Origin of the sequence: Cesiribacter sp. SM1, from assembly GCF_020178975.1 — a bacterium.
In the GTDB taxonomy this organism is placed as follows: Bacteria; Bacteroidota; Bacteroidia; order Cytophagales; family Cyclobacteriaceae; genus Cesiribacter.
Genome location: NZ_JAHXBU010000091.1, coordinates 368,729 through 385,824, shown reverse-complemented (window position 1 = coordinate 385,824; position 17,096 = coordinate 368,729). Strand labels below are relative to the sequence as shown.

The following is a 17,096-nucleotide window of genomic DNA, read 5'->3' as shown; positions in this document are numbered from 1 at the left end:
AATACATTATGTTTTCATTTTGTTTAGCTTGACCGTAATTGATTATACAATACAGTGCACTTTCTTCTAGCTGTTTTGATTGCTGCTTCTTTCGTTTTGTTAACTGTGTTTACCCCAGCAACCCAAGCAACTCCTCCCTTGTCAAACTCTTTAGTCCACCCGCATCCGCCTTCACCAGGTCACCGGCTAAAGCGGCTTTATCTTCCTGCAGGCGCATCATTTTCTCTTCAATGGTGTCGGGGGTGACTAGCCTGATGGCTACCACTTTCTTCTGCTGGCCAATGCGGTGGGTGCGGTCTATGGCCTGGGCTTCTACGGCAGGATTCCACCAGGGGTCTACCAGGTATACATAGTCGGCTTCGGTGAGGTTGAGGCCGGTGCCCCCTGCTTTGAGGCTGATGAGGAAAACACGGACACTGCTATTGTTTTGGAAAGCCTCTACCTTGCCCTGCCGGTTGCGGGTCTGGCCGGTGAGGTACTCGTAGGGGATATTCCGCGCCTCCAGCTCTTTTTTTATCAGCTCCAGCATGGCCACAAACTGGGAAAAGACCAGGATCTTGTGGTGTGGTGCTTTGCTTTCGATCTGCTCCAGCAGTACTTCTATTTTGGCAGAGGCGCTGCTGTAAAACTGGGCATCGTTGAGCAGGAGGGGGGAGTTGCAGATCTGACGCAGCTTGGTGAGCCCCTGCAGCACATGGAGGCTGTTGCGGTCAATGTCGCCCTCGCTTTTCTGGAGCAGGAAGTCGCGGAACTCCTTTGCATAGGCGTTGTACACCCGGCGCTGCTCCGGCCCCATTTCACAAAGGATCAGCATCTCTGTTTTTTCCGGAAGCTCGGGCGCCACACCTTCCTTGGTGCGGCGGAGGATAAAGGGGCTGATCTTCTGCTGGAGCTCACGCGCTTTGCGGCTGTCCTTGAACTTGTCGATGCGGGCCGAAAACTGCTCCTTAAAATGCTGTTTGCTGCCCAGCAGGCCCGGGTTCACAAAGGAGAGCTGGGCGTAGAGGTCGAAGGTGTTGTTTTCCAGCGGTGTGCCCGTCATCACCAGGCGGTTGCGCGCCTGCAGCAGGCGGGCCGCTTTGTAGCGCTGGGTTTCTGGGTTCTTAATAGCCTGCGACTCGTCCAGCACCACATAGTTAAAGCGGTACTTTTTCAGGAAACGGACATCCTGCAGCAGGGTGCCGTAAGAGGTTAGCACCAGCTCATAGTCTTCAAACTCCTCCACAGCCTTTACCCTGCCGGGGCCCCAGAGGGTGAGCACCCGGAGGCAGGGGGCAAACTTTGACACCTCGGCCTGCCAGTTAAAGATAAGGGTGGTAGGCACCACCACCAGGTTGGCGGAAGTATTTCCCTTTTCGCGCTGGTGGAGCAGGAAGGCCAGCATCTGCAGGGTTTTGCCCAGGCCCATATCGTCGGCCAGGATGCCGCCAAAGCCCCATTCGTCCAGGAAGTTGAGCCAGTTGAGGCCCTGCTTCTGGTAGGTGCGGAGGCTGGCATTCAGGCCTGCCGGAGGGGCCACGCTTGCTATTTGCTCAAAGCTCTTCAGCTTCTCTTCGATCTGGGCAATTTCATTTTTAACTTCCCCGGTGAGCATTTCTTCTTCGTACAGCTCACTTATGGTCCTGAACCCTGATTTAGGCGTGCGCAGCAGGTCATCTACCACCTCGCCGGCCTCGAAGAATTTTGAAAGACGCTCGATCCATTCGGCCGGCAGCAGTCCCTGGGTGCCATCGTCCAGCTGCACAAACCTGCTTCGGTTGCGCAGGGCTTTCTGCAGGTGCTTCAGCGTAGCCTTTTGTCCGCCGAAGTTTACCTCCAGGTGCGTATCGAACCAGTCTACACCGCTGTTTACGTGTACCGATACCTTTGCCTTGTTGGGGTTCAGCTTATTTTTGCTAAGCTGGTTAAAGCCCAGCACCTTAATGCCCTGCTGCTGCCAGGCCTCAAAAGCATCGAGGAACCAGTTTTCGTCGAGGAAGCGTTCGCGATGCAGGTAAAACGAATCGAAATAGAGGTAAGAGCCCTGCTCGTAGAGCTGCCCCTCAAAATCGGGGTGCTGCTGCAGCAGGCGCGACAGGAACTCCAGCTCGGCCGCCTCATCGCGCTCCATGGCAAAAGGGTTTCCCTTTGCGTCGGTGGCATAAAGCTGCTTTTTAGAGAGAATGGGAATTTCCACCTCGCCGTAGCGCATCACGGGCGTAATCAGCACCCAGGCTTCCGAATCGGAAAGGTAAATGAGCTGTTCCACGCCGGGCGTTTCCTCGCCGGGCGATTCAACGCCGGGCTGGTTCCTTCCGGTGCTGCCTGGCCCCCTGGCAAAGCCTATCTCCTGCAGCTGCTGCCGGGTGGCTTTTTTGTAGTAGGTGTAGTGGATGCGCACCCGCGGCTCCAGCCGGGCGAGTACGCCTGCCTTAAATTCTTCGAATTTAGAGCGGTGAATCAGCAGAGTGTAATTGTACTGCTTAAAGAAATCGATCACCGTCAGGAACTCCAGCCGGTCAATCAGGTAGAGGGTGCTGCCCACCAGCACAAAATACTGGTAGCGCATCTTCAGGCTGTTCAGCGCATGGGCCTTGTCGGCCACCACCAGCTCGCCAGATACCTCGTAGAAATCCTCCTTCTGGTGCACATAGAGGCGGAGTTCGGGGCTTAGGCTTTTCAGCTGCACAGGTACCAGCGATAGGGCCGTGATGTTGTGGGAGAGGCGCGCATCGTGGTAGTAAAAGTCGAGTCCCAGGGGATTTTTCACCAGTGCCTTCAGGCCGGCGATGTCGGAGGCCGATTTATCGCCATTGAAGTTGTGCTGAAATTTCTGGATGGCCGAGTAAAACTTCAGCTCCTGCTGCTTATCGGTTTTCCAGATCAGGTCCAGCGGGGCCAGGGGTGTTAAGGGGTTTTTGGGTTTTCCCTCGCGGGTTACTGGCGCCAGGTAAAGCTCCAGGTTCAGGTGGTTGTAAAAGCGGTGCTGGCCCATTACCACAATCATTTTAGTGCCGCTGCTGCCTTCGGGGAGCAGGGGCAGGACAGCAGCGGGTTTGGGCAGCAGCTGCTCGGCAATCCTGTTGCCGCTAAGGGCGCTGATGGGAAAGAGCTCCTTCCGCCTGGGCCTGATCTCCAGGCCCTGCGGTGTCCATTCCAGCAGAAAGTGGGCCTCCAGCTCCTTTTCCTCCTCCAGGCCATACTCCTTTGCTGCTTCCCGCAGCACTCGCTGGCGCAGTTCGGCATCAAAGAAAACACGGATATCCTGCCAGTCCTTTAGAAGGGAGAGCACCAGCGCCTGGTGTTCGCAGAGCTTGCTGCTCTTTACCGCACAATCGCAATGGAGCAGGAGCCTGCCTTCCTCCAGCACCACCTCCACCGCCGGAAAAGCATCGGCAGCGACAGTGCCGGCAAAAACTGCGCGGTTGATGCGGATGGTTTCAGGCCCGACTGGGATCAGGTGCCGGCCACCAGCCGGAAGTGCTTCGCTGCTGTGGTTGAGGATAAAGAGGGTTGTAAATACGGCTGGACTGAAGCTTTCAACAACAAAAGTATGCCTGGGGTCTTTGTGGATTTGTGTGTGCTGTTGGTCGTCCTGCATGTTCTGGCTGGTTGGATGCTCAAGATAAAGAGAATTGGGCTTATTTGCATAAGAACTGCACCCTCCCTATGTTCGTGCGGAATCTGCAGGTACCAACATGGATAGCGAGCTTATACTGAAAAGCATTGCCCGGCATATAGCGCTGGAGCCCCGGGAGGAGGAAATTTTCCTGAAGCTGCTGCAGCCGCTGAAAATAAAGCGGAAGCAGTTTTTGCTGCACAGGGGAGAGGTGTGCAGGCACGCTGTTTTTGTAAACAGCGGTTGCCTGCGGGGCTATACCATCGATGCAAACGGCTTTGAGCACATCCTCAGTTTTGCCCCCACAGGCTGGTGGATAGCCGATATGTACAGCTACATTACACAGGAGGGCGGCTACCTGAATATTGATGCACTGGAAGATGCCCAGGTGCTGCAGCTCTCTAAGGAGCACCAGGAAAGCTTGTTTGCACAGGTGCCGAAGTTCGAGCGCTACTACCGCATCATCACCGAAAAATCGCTGGTAAGCTACCAGCTGCGTACCCTCGATAACCTTAGCCTCACGGCACAGGACCGCTACCTGAACTTCTGCAGGCGCTATCCTTCCCTGATCAACAGCATCCCCCAGAAATACATTGCCTCCTACATAGGCGTAACCCCCGAGTTCCTCAGCAAAATGCGAAAAGACATGCAGAAGCAGGGGCTTTGGTAGTATTGCAGTCTTTGAGAGACTCTATGCGCCCCTGCACAACAAGCCTTGCTGTTTGCCAGCTTCCGGAATGTTCGAATAAACCTCTTTTTGCGAGCATAGCGAAGCAATCCGGCATCTGTACCCTACACAGCTTGTATTACTATGCTGTAAGTAGTGGTGTGGAGTTATAGGGTGTTTTTATCCGGAAATACTTCATCAGTCAAATCATTAGTAGCAGAATGGTGTAGTGCCCCTTATGGATAGTGTACACCAAGAATGCCTGGTTCCTGCTTGCATAAATGCCGGATTGCTTGGCCCATTCTTAATCTACCTTAAGCTCTTTTCTTAATCTACATTATTTGTGAGCGCTGCAGATGGCTGTAGCTTTGCATTATAAACGTTGAGAGAAAAGCCTGAAGCAGGCAGGATAATTAAATAATCAACTGAATCCTGGATAAGCTGAAGCTTTATTATGATTTTCAATGTTTAAACATTAAATATACAGTCGAGTCTTTTAACAAAACCTTTAAATACAATGTCAACTAACACATTAACCACCACCAAATGGGCCGTAGATCCCATGCACAGCGAAGTACAGTTTAAGGTAAAGCACCTGATGATTACGACCGTAACCGGTTATTTTCAGCAGTTCAACATAGTGGCAGAAACCGAAGACGAATCTTTCAGCAGTGCCTCCAGCATAGTGTTTACCGCAGATGTAAACTCAATCAATACCAACAACGAGCAGCGCGATACGCACCTGAAATCAGCTGATTTCTTTGATGCTGAAAACCATGGAGAAATACGCTTTGAGGGTACCAGCTACGAGCAACAAAGTGGTGATGACTATAAACTGCATGGCAATCTTACCATTAAAGGGGTTACAAAACCTGTAAGCGTAAATGTAGCGTTTGGTGGCCTGGTAGTAGATCCTTATGGCCAGACCAAAGCAGGCTTTACCGTAACCGGCAAAATCAGCAGAAAAGAATTTGGCTTAAGCTGGAATGCCGTTACCGAAGCAGGCAGTGTGGTAGTAGGCGATGAAATCAAGCTTCAGGCCGAAGTACAGCTGGTAAAGCAGGCTTAGTTGTAAAGCCGGGGCTTCATTCCGTGGCGATACAGATTAGCCTTACTGCTGAACTTCGGAAATAAAGTTAAGTAGTTCACAGTTTAGCCCGGGCTTCAACCCGGGCTTATGCTGTATCGCATCCCTGCCAGCTACACACCAGGCACAGAATAATGTTAAACCATTGTAGCCCTTCTTAACTTTAGATAGCTGGAAACTGTCAACATATTTTTCAATCAATCCCTCTTTCTCCCTTCATCCTGAATAAGCCAAACAGACATGAAAACAGTACTTTATAAATCAGAAGAAAGAGGCATAAAAGACCTGGGCTGGCTGCAGAGCAATTTTAGCTTTAGTTTTTCCTCTTATGCGGCCCCCGATCGGACAGGCTTTGGTTTGCTGCGTGTTTTTAACGATGATTTTGTAGCCCCGGAAGGAGGATTTGGCCTGCATGCCCATGCCAATATGGAAATAATCTCTATTATGCTGGCGGGCAGCATGAACCACATCGACAGCCTGGGTTATAAAGAGGTGGTGAAAAAGGACTGGGTACAGATCATGAGTGCCGGCAGCGGGCTTCGCCACGAGGAGCATAATGTAGGGGAGGATAGGGTTAACTTTCTGCAGATCTGGATAGAACCCAAGCTGCAGAACATAAACCCACGTTACCAGCGCAGGTTTTTTCCGGAAGAGAAACGTAAAAATCAGCTGGTTACCGTAGTAAGTAATGAAGAAGGGACCGGGCATTGCTGGATAAACCAGAACGCAAAGTTATCGCTTGGATATTTTGAGGCAGGTCAGGCGCTAAGCTACTCTCTTAAGCCTGTTAACAAATGCCTGTTCGTGTTTAACATCAGCGGTTCCCTTGATATTGAAGGTAATACGCTGGCGCAACGCGATGGATTAGGCATCTGGGATGCCTCAGAAATAAATATCCGCTGCCAGTCAGAAAGTCGTTTCCTCCTGGTAGAGGCCCCTGTTAACCATTAAAATAACCCGAATATGGAAGATCGCATATTAGGCCTTCATCACATTACGGCCATTGCCGGAAAGGCCAAACCTAACTTAGATTTTTATACCAAAGTACTGGGCCTGCGCCTGCTGAAAAAAACAGTGAATTTTGATGACCCGGGCACCTACCACCTCTACTATGGTGATGAAAAGGGAAGTGCCGGCACCATCATCACTTTCTTTCCCTACGAAGGTAGCCACCCCGGCCGGGCTGGCTCCGGCATGGCCACCCATATTGGCTATGCAGTACCCGAGGGCAGCTTCGATTTCTGGATAAAGCGCTTTAAAGAGCATGGGGTAAGCCATGGTGCCCCTGCCGAGCGCTTTGGTGAACGCTACCTCCCCTTTAAAGATCCCGATGGTTTGCAGCTGGAGCTGGTAATTCCAAAAGGCGGAGATGCGCGCAAAGCCTGGGAAACCAGTGAGGTAAAGGCAGATGTGGCTACCCGTGGGTTTCACAGTGTAACAGTAACGCTGCGCAACATTGGGGCAACGGCCATGGTGCTTACCGATATTTTCGGCTATAAGCTGCTGGATCAGCAGGGAAACCACCACCGCTATGTAACCGATGCGGTGGATCATGCAGCCATCATAGACCTGCTGCTGCTGCCAGATGCCAACCGTGGCGATGGCAGTGCCGGTACCATCCACCACATTGCCTTTCGTGTAAAGGATGAAGAAGTGCTCATGAAATACAGGGATAAGGTAGCCCGCAAAGGCCTGAACATTACGGGTAAAATAGACCGCAATTACTTCTACTCCCTCTACTTCCGGGAGCCGGGTGGGGTGCTGTTTGAGATTGCTACCGATAATCCCGGCTTTGGCATCGATGAGCCTTTCGATCAGCTGGGCTCCAGCCTGCTGCTGCCCCCGCAATACGAGCCGCACCGTGATAAGATAGAAGCGGTACTGCCAAAGCTCTAGGCCAGCAGAAAGAGTTTTTTTGATGCACTGCTATAAGTCACTGAACTGTAGGCAGTAGAAACGAAGCGCTTATCGGCACTACAGGGGGCGGTTTACCAGACTCCTTTTCTGAGCAGGGTATGGTACCTGATACATACGCCTGGATCGCGAAACTACAGCTGCAGTTTAAACAATACAGGCGCTGGAAAATTGATATAGAGAAAAACAGGAAGAACCATGGCAGAACATATTCATCTGGTGGGCTTGAGCGGAAGCCTGCGCAAAAAATCTCTCAATACCTATTTGCTGCATGCCGTGAAAGAGGTATTGCCGGAGGGGGTAAGTCTTGAAATTGCCTCTGTTGCGGACTTACCGCTCTATAATGCCGACCTGGATATTCCTGCAGCTGATGAGCGGCCAAAGGCAGTAGCCACCCTGCGCCAGACGCTGGCAAAAGCAGATGGGCTTATTTTCTCATCGCCCGAATACAACTACTCCATACCCGGTGGCCTGAAGAATATGATCGACTGGGCCTCCCGCGGCAAAGATTCCCCGCTTGTAGGCAAGGCAGTGGCCCTGATAGGGGCAACACCGGGCCTGTGGGGCACCGTGCGGATGCAGCAGGCTTTTCTGCCGGTTTTCCAGTACCTGGATATGAAATACGCCAACAAACCGGAAATACTGGTAGCCCAGGCCAACCAGAAATTTGATGAGCACGGTAAGCTTACCGATGAAACCACCCGAGAACTCCTGGGCCAGAAGATGGAGGCCCTTAAGCAGTTGATCCTCGATAGGCGGGCATTAGCATAAGCCAGCGGTGCTTTAGTAAGCGCATAAGATATGATTATCAAGCCGGGGGAGCCGGTCCTATAGGTAGGACCGGCTCTCTTTTTTTTTTGAGGCTGGTAAATAAAAGCATGCCTGAAATTTTATCCGACCATTGTTTCTGACATTCAGTGGCTTATGCTTTAGTTGCTCTAAATAATTTTACTTTCTGCCAATTTTTTTTGTAATGGAATCAGCTTTTAAAAGTCAGTAGTAATAGCCAGGTGTTTTAGCTGCTTTTACAACCTTTGTTCCCGACGCACATCAATAGAACAGGCAACACAGTATCATTCACTCCCCAACCACTATTTTTTATGCGTTTATCTCTCTCAATCCTGCTATCCATCCTGATTTTTCACCAGCTGATCGCCCAGGAAGCCAGTACAGAGAAGGAGGCAGTTGTTCTCCGGAAGCACTACAGCACAAATGCGGTGCTCAATGAACCGCCCCTGATCGACGGGCTCCTGAATGATGATGCCTGGAATGGGGTGGCGTGGGGAGGCGACTTTACCCAGACCGAACCAAACAAGGGAGCGGCTGCCAGCCAGAAAACAGCTTTTAAAATTCTCTATGATGCAAAGAACCTCTATGTAGCCATCAGGGCCTACGATTCGGAACCTCATAAAATTGTGGAGCGGATGTCGCGCCGGGATGGTTTTGAGGGCGACTGGGTGGAAATTAACATCGACAGCTACTTTGATCACCGCACTGCCTTTTCCTTTACCGCCAGTGCCTCCGGGGTGAAAGGCGATGAGGCCGTATCCAACAACGGTGATAACTGGGATCCCAGCTGGGACCCCATCTGGTACCTGAAGACTTCTGTGGACACAGAAGGCTGGGTGGCTGAAATGCGCATACCCCTAAGCCAGCTCCGCTTTGCCGATAAGCCTGTTCACACCTGGGGATTGCAGCTGAACAGGCGCATTTTCCGGGAGCAGGAGCGCTCCAGCTGGCAGTATATTCCGCCCGATGCCCCGGGCTGGGTGCACCTTTTCGGAGAGCTGCAAGGGCTGGAGGGTATCAAGCCTCAAAAGCAGCTGGAAATTCAGCCCTTTGTGCTGGGCAAGGTGGAGAATTTTGAAAAGGAGGAAGGTAACCCTTATTCAGACGGGCGTGAAGCCAGTGTGAGTGTGGGGCTGGATGGAAAAATTGGCATTACCAGCGATATAACGCTTGACTTTACCATCAACCCTGATTTTGGCCAGGTAGAGGCAGACCCCTCGCAGGTAAACCTCAGTGCTTTCCAGATCTACTTCCGCGAAAGAAGGCCCTTTTTTGTGGAGGGTAACAACATCCTTACCTTCCCGCTCACAGAATCGGTGGCAGGAGGTAATTTTAACCAGGATAACCTCTTTTACTCCCGCAGAATAGGCGGCCTGCCACACCACTATCCCGAGCTGGAAGATGGTGAATATGCTGACATGCCAGATAATGTAACCATACTGGGTGCACTGAAGCTAACGGGCAAAAATAAAAAGGGCTTTTCCTGGGGCTTGCTCGAGACGGTAACAGCAAAGGAAGAAGCAGAGACAGACCTGCATGGCCAGCGCAGAAAAATAACTGTAGAGCCCCTGACCAACTACCTGGTGGGCCGTTTTCAGCAGGACCTGAAAGAGGGCAAAACAGTATTCGGGGGCATGCTTACGGCAGTGAACCGTGATATCGATGAACCCCATCTGTCGTTCATTCACAAACAGGCATATTCCGGCGGGCTGGATGTAACACACTACTTCAAAGACCGCAAGTTCTATGTAGCGGGTAACCTCAGCATGAGCCATGTGAGCGGATCACAGGAGGCCATTCTTGAAACGCAAACCGCCAGTGAGCGCTTTTTTCAGCGGCCCGATGCCAGTTACCTCCGGGTAGACTCCAGCCGTACCTCACTTACCGGCACCAGCGGTACCCTGAAGTTTGGCAAAGCCAGTGGAAATATTGTAATGCAAAGCGGTATTACCTGGCGGTCTCCGCAGCTTTCGCTGAACGATGCCGGTTTTCAGCGCAGCTCCGATCTGCTGCACCAGTGGGCCTGGGCACAGTACCGCAAGCTGCAGCCTTTTTCTGCCTTCCGCTGGTTGCGGATCAATGGTAATGAGTACTTAAGCTTTGATTTTGGAGGCACCAATACCTATAAGGCCTTCAACACCAACTGGCATACCCAGTTTAAGAATTTCTGGACTTTTAGCATGGGCAGCACCTGGGAGGGCGCCTCTGTTTCCAATGCCGATCTGCGGGGCGGCCCTGGTATGTTGTACCCCGGCGGTATCGATTACTGGTACTACATTGGCACAGACAACCGTAAAAAACTAACTTTTGAGTTCAACCACTACAATAGATGGGGGCAGGAAGATTTCTCCAGGATCAGGGAGGTTTATGGAGGCATTGCTTACCGCCCAGTCAATGCGCTCAATCTTTCGCTGGGAGCAAATCTCTCGTTTAACCAGAACCAGATGCAGTATGTGACTACAGAAAGCTTTGGGGAGACTGAGCGCTACCTCACGGCCAACATCGACCAGGAGACCTACAGCCTGGAGATGCGCTTTACCTATATGCTCACCCCGAACCTGTCGCTGCAGTTCTGGGGGCAGCCTTTTGTATCCAGGGGTAGTTACCGTGCCTTTAAAGTAGTGACAGATGCAAAAAACAGCGAGTACAGGCAGCGCTTTGTGCAAATTTCACCAGACCAGATCCTGTATAACCAGGCGTCTGAAGATTATGAGGTAGATGAAAACAGGGATGGGGCTGTGGATTACAGGATTGATAATCCTGATTTCAACTTTGTGGAGTTCCGCTCCAACATGGTAATTCGCTGGGAGTATATTCCCGGCTCAACCCTCTTCCTGGTCTGGAACCAGGGCAGGTCCGGCAACTTGCCCGTTAGCCGCAGCTACCGCATGAGCTCCCTCTCCGAAGGCCTCCTCGACGTTCACCCCCACAACATATTCCTTGTGAAGTACACTTACAGGTTTGTGCTGTGATTTTAACATTGATGGATGTGTAAGTGATGTAGAACCTGAAAAAGGTTTAAGTAGAAAGTAATCCATGATGTGCGATAATACCCTTCCCGGAGGGGATTATCGCAAATCATGAATTATGGTCTGCATGATCGATCTGAACAGCTCTGTTGTGAAAGGGCGCTGCAACCAGGGATTAGGTTTAAACAGCTTATTATTCTTGTCTGTCACTCCAGCTTTTGCGCGGCGGCTTTGCCTACCAGCCAGAGTACTTCCCCGTTTTTAGGGTTGATGAGCTGCGAAGGGTACTGCCTGGGATTGTGCTCACCCTGCAGCACCTCGTAGAGGGCATCTGCTTTTTTCTCGCCGAAAGTAAGAAACACAATCTTGCTGGCCCTGTTGATGCAGGGGGCTGTTAAGGTTACCCTGTACATCTCCTGTGGGGCCAGGTAATAGGCTTGTACCCAGCGCGATTTTTCCTCGAGTACAGCAGTGCCGGGAAAAAGTGAAGCCGTGTGGCCGTCGTCGCCCATGCCCAGCAGGATCAGGTCAAAGCTGCCGCCTGCTTCATCTAGGTGCTGGTGGAGCAGGGATTCGTAGTAGAGGGCAAACTCTTCCGGTTCCTGCTCTCCCCACATCGGGAAAATCTGGTCTTTGGGTATGGGCACCAGGTCGAGCAGGTTTTCAAAGGCCATTTTGGCATTGCTCTTTTCATCGGTGAGCGGCACCCAGCGTTCATCTCCCCAGAATACATAGGTCTGGCTCCAGGGAACACGCTCGCGGTAAGGCGACTGGGCCAACAGCTGGTAGAGGTGCAGGGGAGAGGAGCCACCGGTGAGGGCTACTGTAAACTTTCCTCTTTCTTCCACCGCTTCTCTAGCTGCCTGTATAAATTCCTCGGCAGCTGTTTTGCTAAGCTCCAGCGTGCTATCAAAAATCCTTATTGTTGACATTACTTCTGTTTCTCCTTTTGTGTCTTCTTGTTATAGGTGCTTACGGCCCAGGTGTGGCCTTCGCGTGCAATAAGAGCTTCAGCATTTTCGGGGCCCCAGAGGCCGGCGGGGTAGTTGGGGAACTCAAGCGAGGGCCGCGAATCCCAGATCTCAAGAATAGGGGTGATCACATCCCAGGCCACCTCTACCTGGTCGGCACGCATAAACAGGGTGGCATCGCCCTGCATGGCATCCAGCAGCAGGGTTTCATATGCCTCCGGCGACTGGTTGGCGTGGTCATCAAAATCGAAGACCATCTCGGCCGGGCGCAGGCTCATCTCCAGGCCGGGGCGCTTGGCAGTAAACCGCAGGCGTATGTCCATTTGCGGCTGTATGTTGATGGTAAGGCGGTTAGGCAGCAGGTTTTCCGATAGGGCGGAGGGGAATGTTAAATGCGGCACCGGGCGGAACTGCACGGTAACAGAAGAAGTTTTTTCCTGCAGGCGCTTGCCTGTACGCAGGTAAAAGGGTACTCCATGCCAGCGCCAGTTGTCGAGGTAAAACTTAATGGCTGCGTAGGTTTCGGTGTTGGAGGATGGATCAACACCCTCTTCCTCGCGGTAGCCGGGTACTTTTTCGCCCTTCATCCAGCCGGGGCCGTACTGTCCGCGCACGGCATACTTATTTACATCTTCATGTTTAAAGCGGCGTACTGCCTGCAGCACATCTACTTTCTTGTTACGGATCTCTTCGGCCTCGAAAGAAACAGGGGGCTCCATGGCAACCATGCACAGGAGCTGCAGCAGGTGGTTCTGGATCATGTCGCGCAGGGCACCGGCACCTTCGTAGTATCCGCCACGGTCTTCTACCCCTACCTGTTCGGCTACGGTAATCTGCACAAAGTCTATGTAGTTCCTGTTCCAGATGGGTTCAAAGAGCGCATTGGCAAAGCGGAAAGCCAGGATGTTCTGGACCGTTTCCTTGCCCAGGTAATGATCGATGCGGTAGATCTGGCTCTCCTGGAAGGTGCTCGTAAGCAGTTTGTTAAGCTTTCTGGCGGTCTCCAGGTCTTTTCCAAAAGGCTTTTCTACAATAATGCGGTCCTTTTCAGGATCATTGATCATAGAGCAGCGGCTTAAGTTTACAGTAACCGCCTCGATAAACTGTGGTGCCACAGACAGGTAAAATAAACGATTGGCACGTACGCCCCAGCTGTTGTCCAGGGCCTCCAGCTGCTCGGAAAGCTGCTGGTAGGATTCCTGCTTGTTGATGTCGGACTGCAGGTATGTAATGGTAGACTGAAAGGGCTGCCATTTATCTTCTGCGGGCTTGCCACTGCGGGAGAACTCTTCAAGGCCCTCCTGCAGGTGAGCGCGGTACTCCTCGTGGTTAAACCTGGAACGGCCCAGGCCAATAAGTGCAAACTTATCGGGCAGCCAGCCTTCCAGAAAGAGGTTGTAAAAAGCAGGCACTAACTTGCGCTTTGTTAAATCGCCGGTACCTCCAAAAATAATGATGATGGTTGGAACTGCTACTTTGCCAGAACTCATGTGTGCAATAAAATTTGTTAGTGTTTGGCTGCCGGTCTGCTTTTCTGCATGAGCAGAAGAACCTTTGGCCGAACAAGCGTTAAAAATGTTTTTTCTCCAGGGCAATTACTTTATCCAGGCGGCGCTGAAACCGTTCTTCGCCCTTATAGCGGGCATTTAAAAAAGCCTCTACCAGTTCCCACTGCAATACCGGACCAATCACCCGCCCTCCCAGGCAAAGCAGGTTCATGTCGTCGTGTTCCACGCCCTGGTGGGCAGAGTAGGTTTCTGTGATCAAGGCAGCGCGTACCCCTGCCACTTTATTGGCGGCTATTGAAACACCAACCCCACTGCCACATACTGCAATACCCCGTTCCACCTCGCCGCTGGCAATTGCCTGTGCTAAAGGTAAAATAATATCCGGATAATCATCGTCAGCATCGTATGCCTGGGCACCATAATCTTTAACATCGTAGCCTTTTTTCTGCAATTGGGCTACTATTTGCTGCTTATGCTCAAAACCGGCATGGTCGGCTGCTATTCCTATTTTCATGTTTGGTGGATTTGCTATGTGAACAGACTCAGTGCTTTGCCTTATGCGCTGCAGGCATTGCATATTACCCACTGTGTAATACAAAAATACCCGCCTTTGTTTTTGTGGTTCCCTTTTCAGTAATGCAGCAACAGCCGGCTTTGGTCAGGGGCCGGGGCAGCAACACAGCTTTTGCCTTTATCAATGGGCAACATAGTTAAATCTTTGCAGGGCTGTAACTGTGCTGGCGATGGGTTGATTCCTTAACAGAAACATAACAATTATCGGCAAAAAGTGTCGGCTTTGTGCTCCAGGTCGAATAATGTAAGGTTGTATGTAAGAAAAACTGCAATATTTCGTAAAATAAAAAATTTTTAAGTATTCAATAAACGCAAACGCGTGCGGTTGTGATAATTTTATACTTCAAACCGTTGCATTAAGCAAAATTTTAATAAAATTTCAAAAAACGGTTAATTTTGAGGCTTTGAAAGAGGTGTTTTGGGCTGTGGTTTTGAAAATTTCATAACCATTGAATTCAAAATTAGTATACATTTGTATCAACGAAACCACAAGAATCTATCGCCATGAAACTTTTAAAAGCAAAAACCCTAAAATTAGCAGTTATTGCAACTGCTATGTTAATGCTGCCAAGCATTGCTGCATTGTCTCAGACCAGCGTTAAGCTGGAACTATATAAGCCCGGAACAGAAATTGCCAGATTGAATGTATCGTCTCTTCAGGCAGATAAAGCTGCAACAGTTACTGTTAGAGATGAAGACGGTGCTATCCTGTTTACCGACAGAACCAAAGAAGACCAGTACATAAAGCTGATCAGCTTTAACAAACTTAACGAAGGCAGGTACTTTGTAGACCTGGAACAATCAACTGGTATTATCAGAAAAGTGGTTGTAAAAGACGAGAGCGGCCTATCTATCAAAGACGAGAGCCTTTATTTCCAGAACTTCATTAAGCTTGCAGACGAAGACAGAAAGCTGTTTGTAAGGTTCAATACCAATATTGACCAGCCTGTTACCATTAGAATTATGGACAGCGAAGGGCACATTCTGCATGAAGCAGCAAACATCAACACCGACAATCACACAAGGCTCTACAACCTGTCGATGTTGCTGCACGGTACTTACAACATTAGCCTGGTGAGCGGGGACTTTGTAAGTTCAAGAACCATACATTTATAGTAAGTATCTTAATAAATCTAAGGGCATGAATATATAATATTCATGCCCTTTTTTTTTGTTAATTCCATTTTTGCCAAAAAAACAATAGCGTTGTTTTTACATTACCTTATAAAAAGCAAACGTTTTCGGAAGGGTGGCGAAGAGGAGTATTATAACTATATAGTTTTCGCTTGTATTCTCGTCAATGTCATGTGAAGTTGTAGAAGTGCCTGTCAGGCAGAATATTAGGAGTGGATTTTTGTTTAAAAAGCCTGCAGGCTTATTCCATCACCAGCGCCAGTACGCAAAAAACATCAATGGCCAGTAAGGCAGGAGATACTTCTCTGCTTTTACCGGTAGCCAGTTTAATTACCGTCCAGCTCAGGAAGCCCCATACAATGCCCTGCGTAATGGAATAGGTAAAGGGAATCAGCACCATGGCAAGGAATGCTGGTATGGCATCATCGAGCTTCTGCCAGTCTATTCTTGTCACCGGTTGCAGCATAAAAGTGCCCACCAGCACCAGGGCAGGGGCTGTGGCAATGGCAGGCACCATGCTTAGCAGGGGAGCCAGAAAGAGAAAGGGCAGAAAAAGCATAGCGGCCACAACTGCTGTTAAGCCTGTGCGTCCTCCTTCCTCTATGCCTACGGCAGATTCTATGTAGGCCGTGCCGGGACTACTGCCTACCAGCCCGGCCAGGGTAGTGGATATGGCATCGGTGATCAGTGCCCGCTCTACGTTGCGCGGGTTTCCGTTTTCATCTACCAGGCCGGCTGCTTCGGCCAGGCCTACAAAGGTAGAGATGCTGTCAAAAAGATCTGTAAACACAAAGGCAAAGATCACGGGCAGCACGGCAAGCTGCAGGGAGCCCAGCAGGTCCAGCTGGCCCAGCAGGCTAAAATCCGGGGCAGCAAACAGTCCGCTGTAGTTCACCAGCATGTTGCCCTCGCCCCACCACCTGCCAAGGGTGGCAGCCAGCAGGGTGGTGGTGATAATCCCCAGGAGAATAGCGCCTTTTACCCGGCGGATGATTAGCACAGAGGTAAGGAACAGCCCGACTACAAATATAAGCAGTGCCGGGTTGAGGGGTGCGCGGCCTACAATGGTTGCAGGGTTTTCTACAATAAAGCCAGCATTCGAAAAGCCGATGAGGGTAATGAACAGCCCGATACCTGCTGCAATAGCATAGCGCAGCGGCCTTGGAATGGCCTTTACAATATAAGTGCGGATATTGAACACCGAGAGCAGCAAAAAGAATATGCCCGACCAGAAAACAGCCCCCAGTGCTGTTTGCCAGGGTACGCCCATGCCCAGCACGGCCGTGTAGGTAAAAAAGGCATTAAGCCCCATGCCTGGTGCCACCAGTATAGGGTTGCGGGCATACAGGCCCATGAGCAGGGAGCTGAAAAAACACACCAGCACTGTAGCAGTGAGTACGGCTGCAAAAGGCATCCCTGTCTGGCTTAGCATTGCAGGGTTTACCACAATAATGTAGGAGGTAGCCAGAAAGCTGGATACACCGGCAATCACTTCCGTCTGGATGTTGGTTTTGTTCTCCTTTAACTGAAAATATTGGCCCATGCTAAAAGCTTTTCTTAAGGGTTAAGTGAGTTCAGGCCAGAATGTTGGCTGTACTGCAAATTACCGCTTATCCCAAATAATGTGCATGTTATCATGTGCAGTGTTAAATAAATCGACTTAATGCGGTTTATTGGCTGAATATGAGATGCGTACTGCAGCACTAGGGCTTGGGAATTTCCATGAATTTACCACACCGGCAGGAAAACGCTCCATTGCATGTCTCTCTCTGTTGAGAATCTTTGCAGGTACTCCAGGCCTGATGCCCGGCCAGGGAGGGAGGTACGGAACTTAAAAAGCAGGAAAACAGGATACGGCTCAGTCACCAAATTCTACAACTGGTTCA

Annotated in this window: 12 protein-coding genes; 7 read left to right on the top strand and 5 right to left on the bottom strand. The window is 50.7% G+C overall.

Annotated elements, in window-relative coordinates; genetic code table 11:
• Positions 1-109 precede the first annotated feature (109 nt).
• On the bottom strand, positions 110-3,580 hold the full coding sequence (locus tag KWJ01_RS19375) for a DEAD/DEAH box helicase (protein ID WP_224998724.1): 3,471 nt from the start codon (positions 3,578-3,580) through the stop codon (positions 110-112).
• A gap of 97 nt (positions 3,581-3,677) precedes the next feature.
• On the opposite strand from KWJ01_RS19375, the gene KWJ01_RS19370 reads away from it, so the two are divergent.
• From KWJ01_RS19370 to KWJ01_RS19345, 6 genes are all read left to right on the top strand, one after another.
• Positions 3,678-4,268, top strand: a complete 591-nt coding sequence (locus tag KWJ01_RS19370; protein WP_224998722.1) for a Crp/Fnr family transcriptional regulator — start codon at positions 3,678-3,680, stop codon at positions 4,266-4,268.
• 514 nt (positions 4,269-4,782) lie between these two features.
• Positions 4,783-5,334 carry a YceI family protein gene (locus KWJ01_RS19365; RefSeq protein ID WP_224998720.1) on the top strand — a complete coding sequence of 184 codons (552 nt, stop codon included), beginning with the start codon at positions 4,783-4,785 and terminating at the stop codon, positions 5,332-5,334.
• A gap of 258 nt (positions 5,335-5,592) precedes the next feature.
• Positions 5,593-6,303, top strand: coding sequence for a pirin family protein (locus tag KWJ01_RS19360; protein ID WP_224998718.1), 711 nt, complete (start codon positions 5,593-5,595; stop codon positions 6,301-6,303).
• Positions 6,304-6,315: 12 nt separating this feature from the next.
• A complete protein-coding gene (locus KWJ01_RS19355; protein WP_224998716.1) occupies positions 6,316-7,248 on the top strand; it encodes a ring-cleaving dioxygenase in 933 nt (310 codons plus the stop codon).
• Positions 7,249-7,464: 216 nt separating this feature from the next.
• Entirely contained in the window at positions 7,465-8,037 is a 573-nt protein-coding gene (locus KWJ01_RS19350; RefSeq protein ID WP_224998714.1) for an NADPH-dependent FMN reductase, read from the top strand.
• Positions 8,038-8,366: 329 nt separating this feature from the next.
• Entirely contained in the window at positions 8,367-11,027 is a 2,661-nt protein-coding gene (locus tag KWJ01_RS19345) for a DUF5916 domain-containing protein (protein WP_224998712.1), read from the top strand.
• A 203-nt stretch (positions 11,028-11,230) separates the two neighbouring features.
• Here KWJ01_RS19345 and pgl read toward each other — a convergent pair whose 3' ends face one another.
• The 3 genes from pgl to KWJ01_RS19330 form a co-directional block, all read right to left on the bottom strand.
• On the bottom strand, positions 11,231-11,956 hold the full coding sequence (gene pgl / locus KWJ01_RS19340) for a 6-phosphogluconolactonase (RefSeq protein ID WP_224998710.1): 726 nt from the start codon (positions 11,954-11,956) through the stop codon (positions 11,231-11,233).
• On the bottom strand, positions 11,956-13,485 hold the full coding sequence (zwf, locus tag KWJ01_RS19335; protein ID WP_224998708.1) for a glucose-6-phosphate dehydrogenase: 1,530 nt from the start codon (positions 13,483-13,485) through the stop codon (positions 11,956-11,958). The genes pgl and zwf overlap by 1 nt, the downstream gene beginning before the upstream one ends.
• Before the next feature lie 79 nt (positions 13,486-13,564).
• Complete coding sequence (locus tag KWJ01_RS19330; RefSeq protein WP_224998706.1) at positions 13,565-14,017, bottom strand: RpiB/LacA/LacB family sugar-phosphate isomerase; 453 nt, start codon at positions 14,015-14,017, stop codon at positions 13,565-13,567.
• 563 nt (positions 14,018-14,580) lie between these two features.
• On the opposite strand from KWJ01_RS19330, the gene KWJ01_RS19325 reads away from it, so the two are divergent.
• Positions 14,581-15,192: a hypothetical protein gene (locus KWJ01_RS19325; protein WP_224998704.1), complete on the top strand. Its 612-nt coding sequence runs from the start codon at positions 14,581-14,583 to the stop codon at positions 15,190-15,192.
• 259 nt (positions 15,193-15,451) lie between these two features.
• Here the strand turns inward: KWJ01_RS19325 and KWJ01_RS19320 are convergent, their stop codons facing one another.
• A complete protein-coding gene (locus KWJ01_RS19320) occupies positions 15,452-16,753 on the bottom strand; it encodes an NCS2 family permease (RefSeq protein WP_224998702.1) in 1,302 nt (433 codons plus the stop codon).
• Positions 16,754-17,096 lie beyond the last annotated feature (343 nt).

Coding starts and splice junctions, on each gene's coding strand:
- KWJ01_RS19320 (WP_224998702.1), bottom strand. CDS start 16,753: ATGGGCCAATATTTTCAGTTAAAGGAGAACAAAACCAACATCCAGACG.
- pgl (WP_224998710.1), bottom strand. CDS start 11,956: ATGTCAACAATAAGGATTTTTGATAGCACGCTGGAGCTTAGCAAAACA.
- KWJ01_RS19355 (WP_224998716.1), top strand. CDS start 6,316: ATGGAAGATCGCATATTAGGCCTTCATCACATTACGGCCATTGCCGGA.
- KWJ01_RS19345 (WP_224998712.1), top strand. CDS start 8,367: ATGCGTTTATCTCTCTCAATCCTGCTATCCATCCTGATTTTTCACCAG.
- KWJ01_RS19350 (WP_224998714.1), top strand. CDS start 7,465: ATGGCAGAACATATTCATCTGGTGGGCTTGAGCGGAAGCCTGCGCAAA.
- zwf (WP_224998708.1), bottom strand. CDS start 13,485: ATGAGTTCTGGCAAAGTAGCAGTTCCAACCATCATCATTATTTTTGGA.
- KWJ01_RS19330 (WP_224998706.1), bottom strand. CDS start 14,017: ATGAAAATAGGAATAGCAGCCGACCATGCCGGTTTTGAGCATAAGCAG.
- KWJ01_RS19360 (WP_224998718.1), top strand. CDS start 5,593: ATGAAAACAGTACTTTATAAATCAGAAGAAAGAGGCATAAAAGACCTG.
- KWJ01_RS19375 (WP_224998724.1), bottom strand. CDS start 3,580: ATGCAGGACGACCAACAGCACACACAAATCCACAAAGACCCCAGGCAT.
- KWJ01_RS19365 (WP_224998720.1), top strand. CDS start 4,783: ATGTCAACTAACACATTAACCACCACCAAATGGGCCGTAGATCCCATG.
- KWJ01_RS19325 (WP_224998704.1), top strand. CDS start 14,581: ATGAAACTTTTAAAAGCAAAAACCCTAAAATTAGCAGTTATTGCAACT.
- KWJ01_RS19370 (WP_224998722.1), top strand. CDS start 3,678: ATGGATAGCGAGCTTATACTGAAAAGCATTGCCCGGCATATAGCGCTG.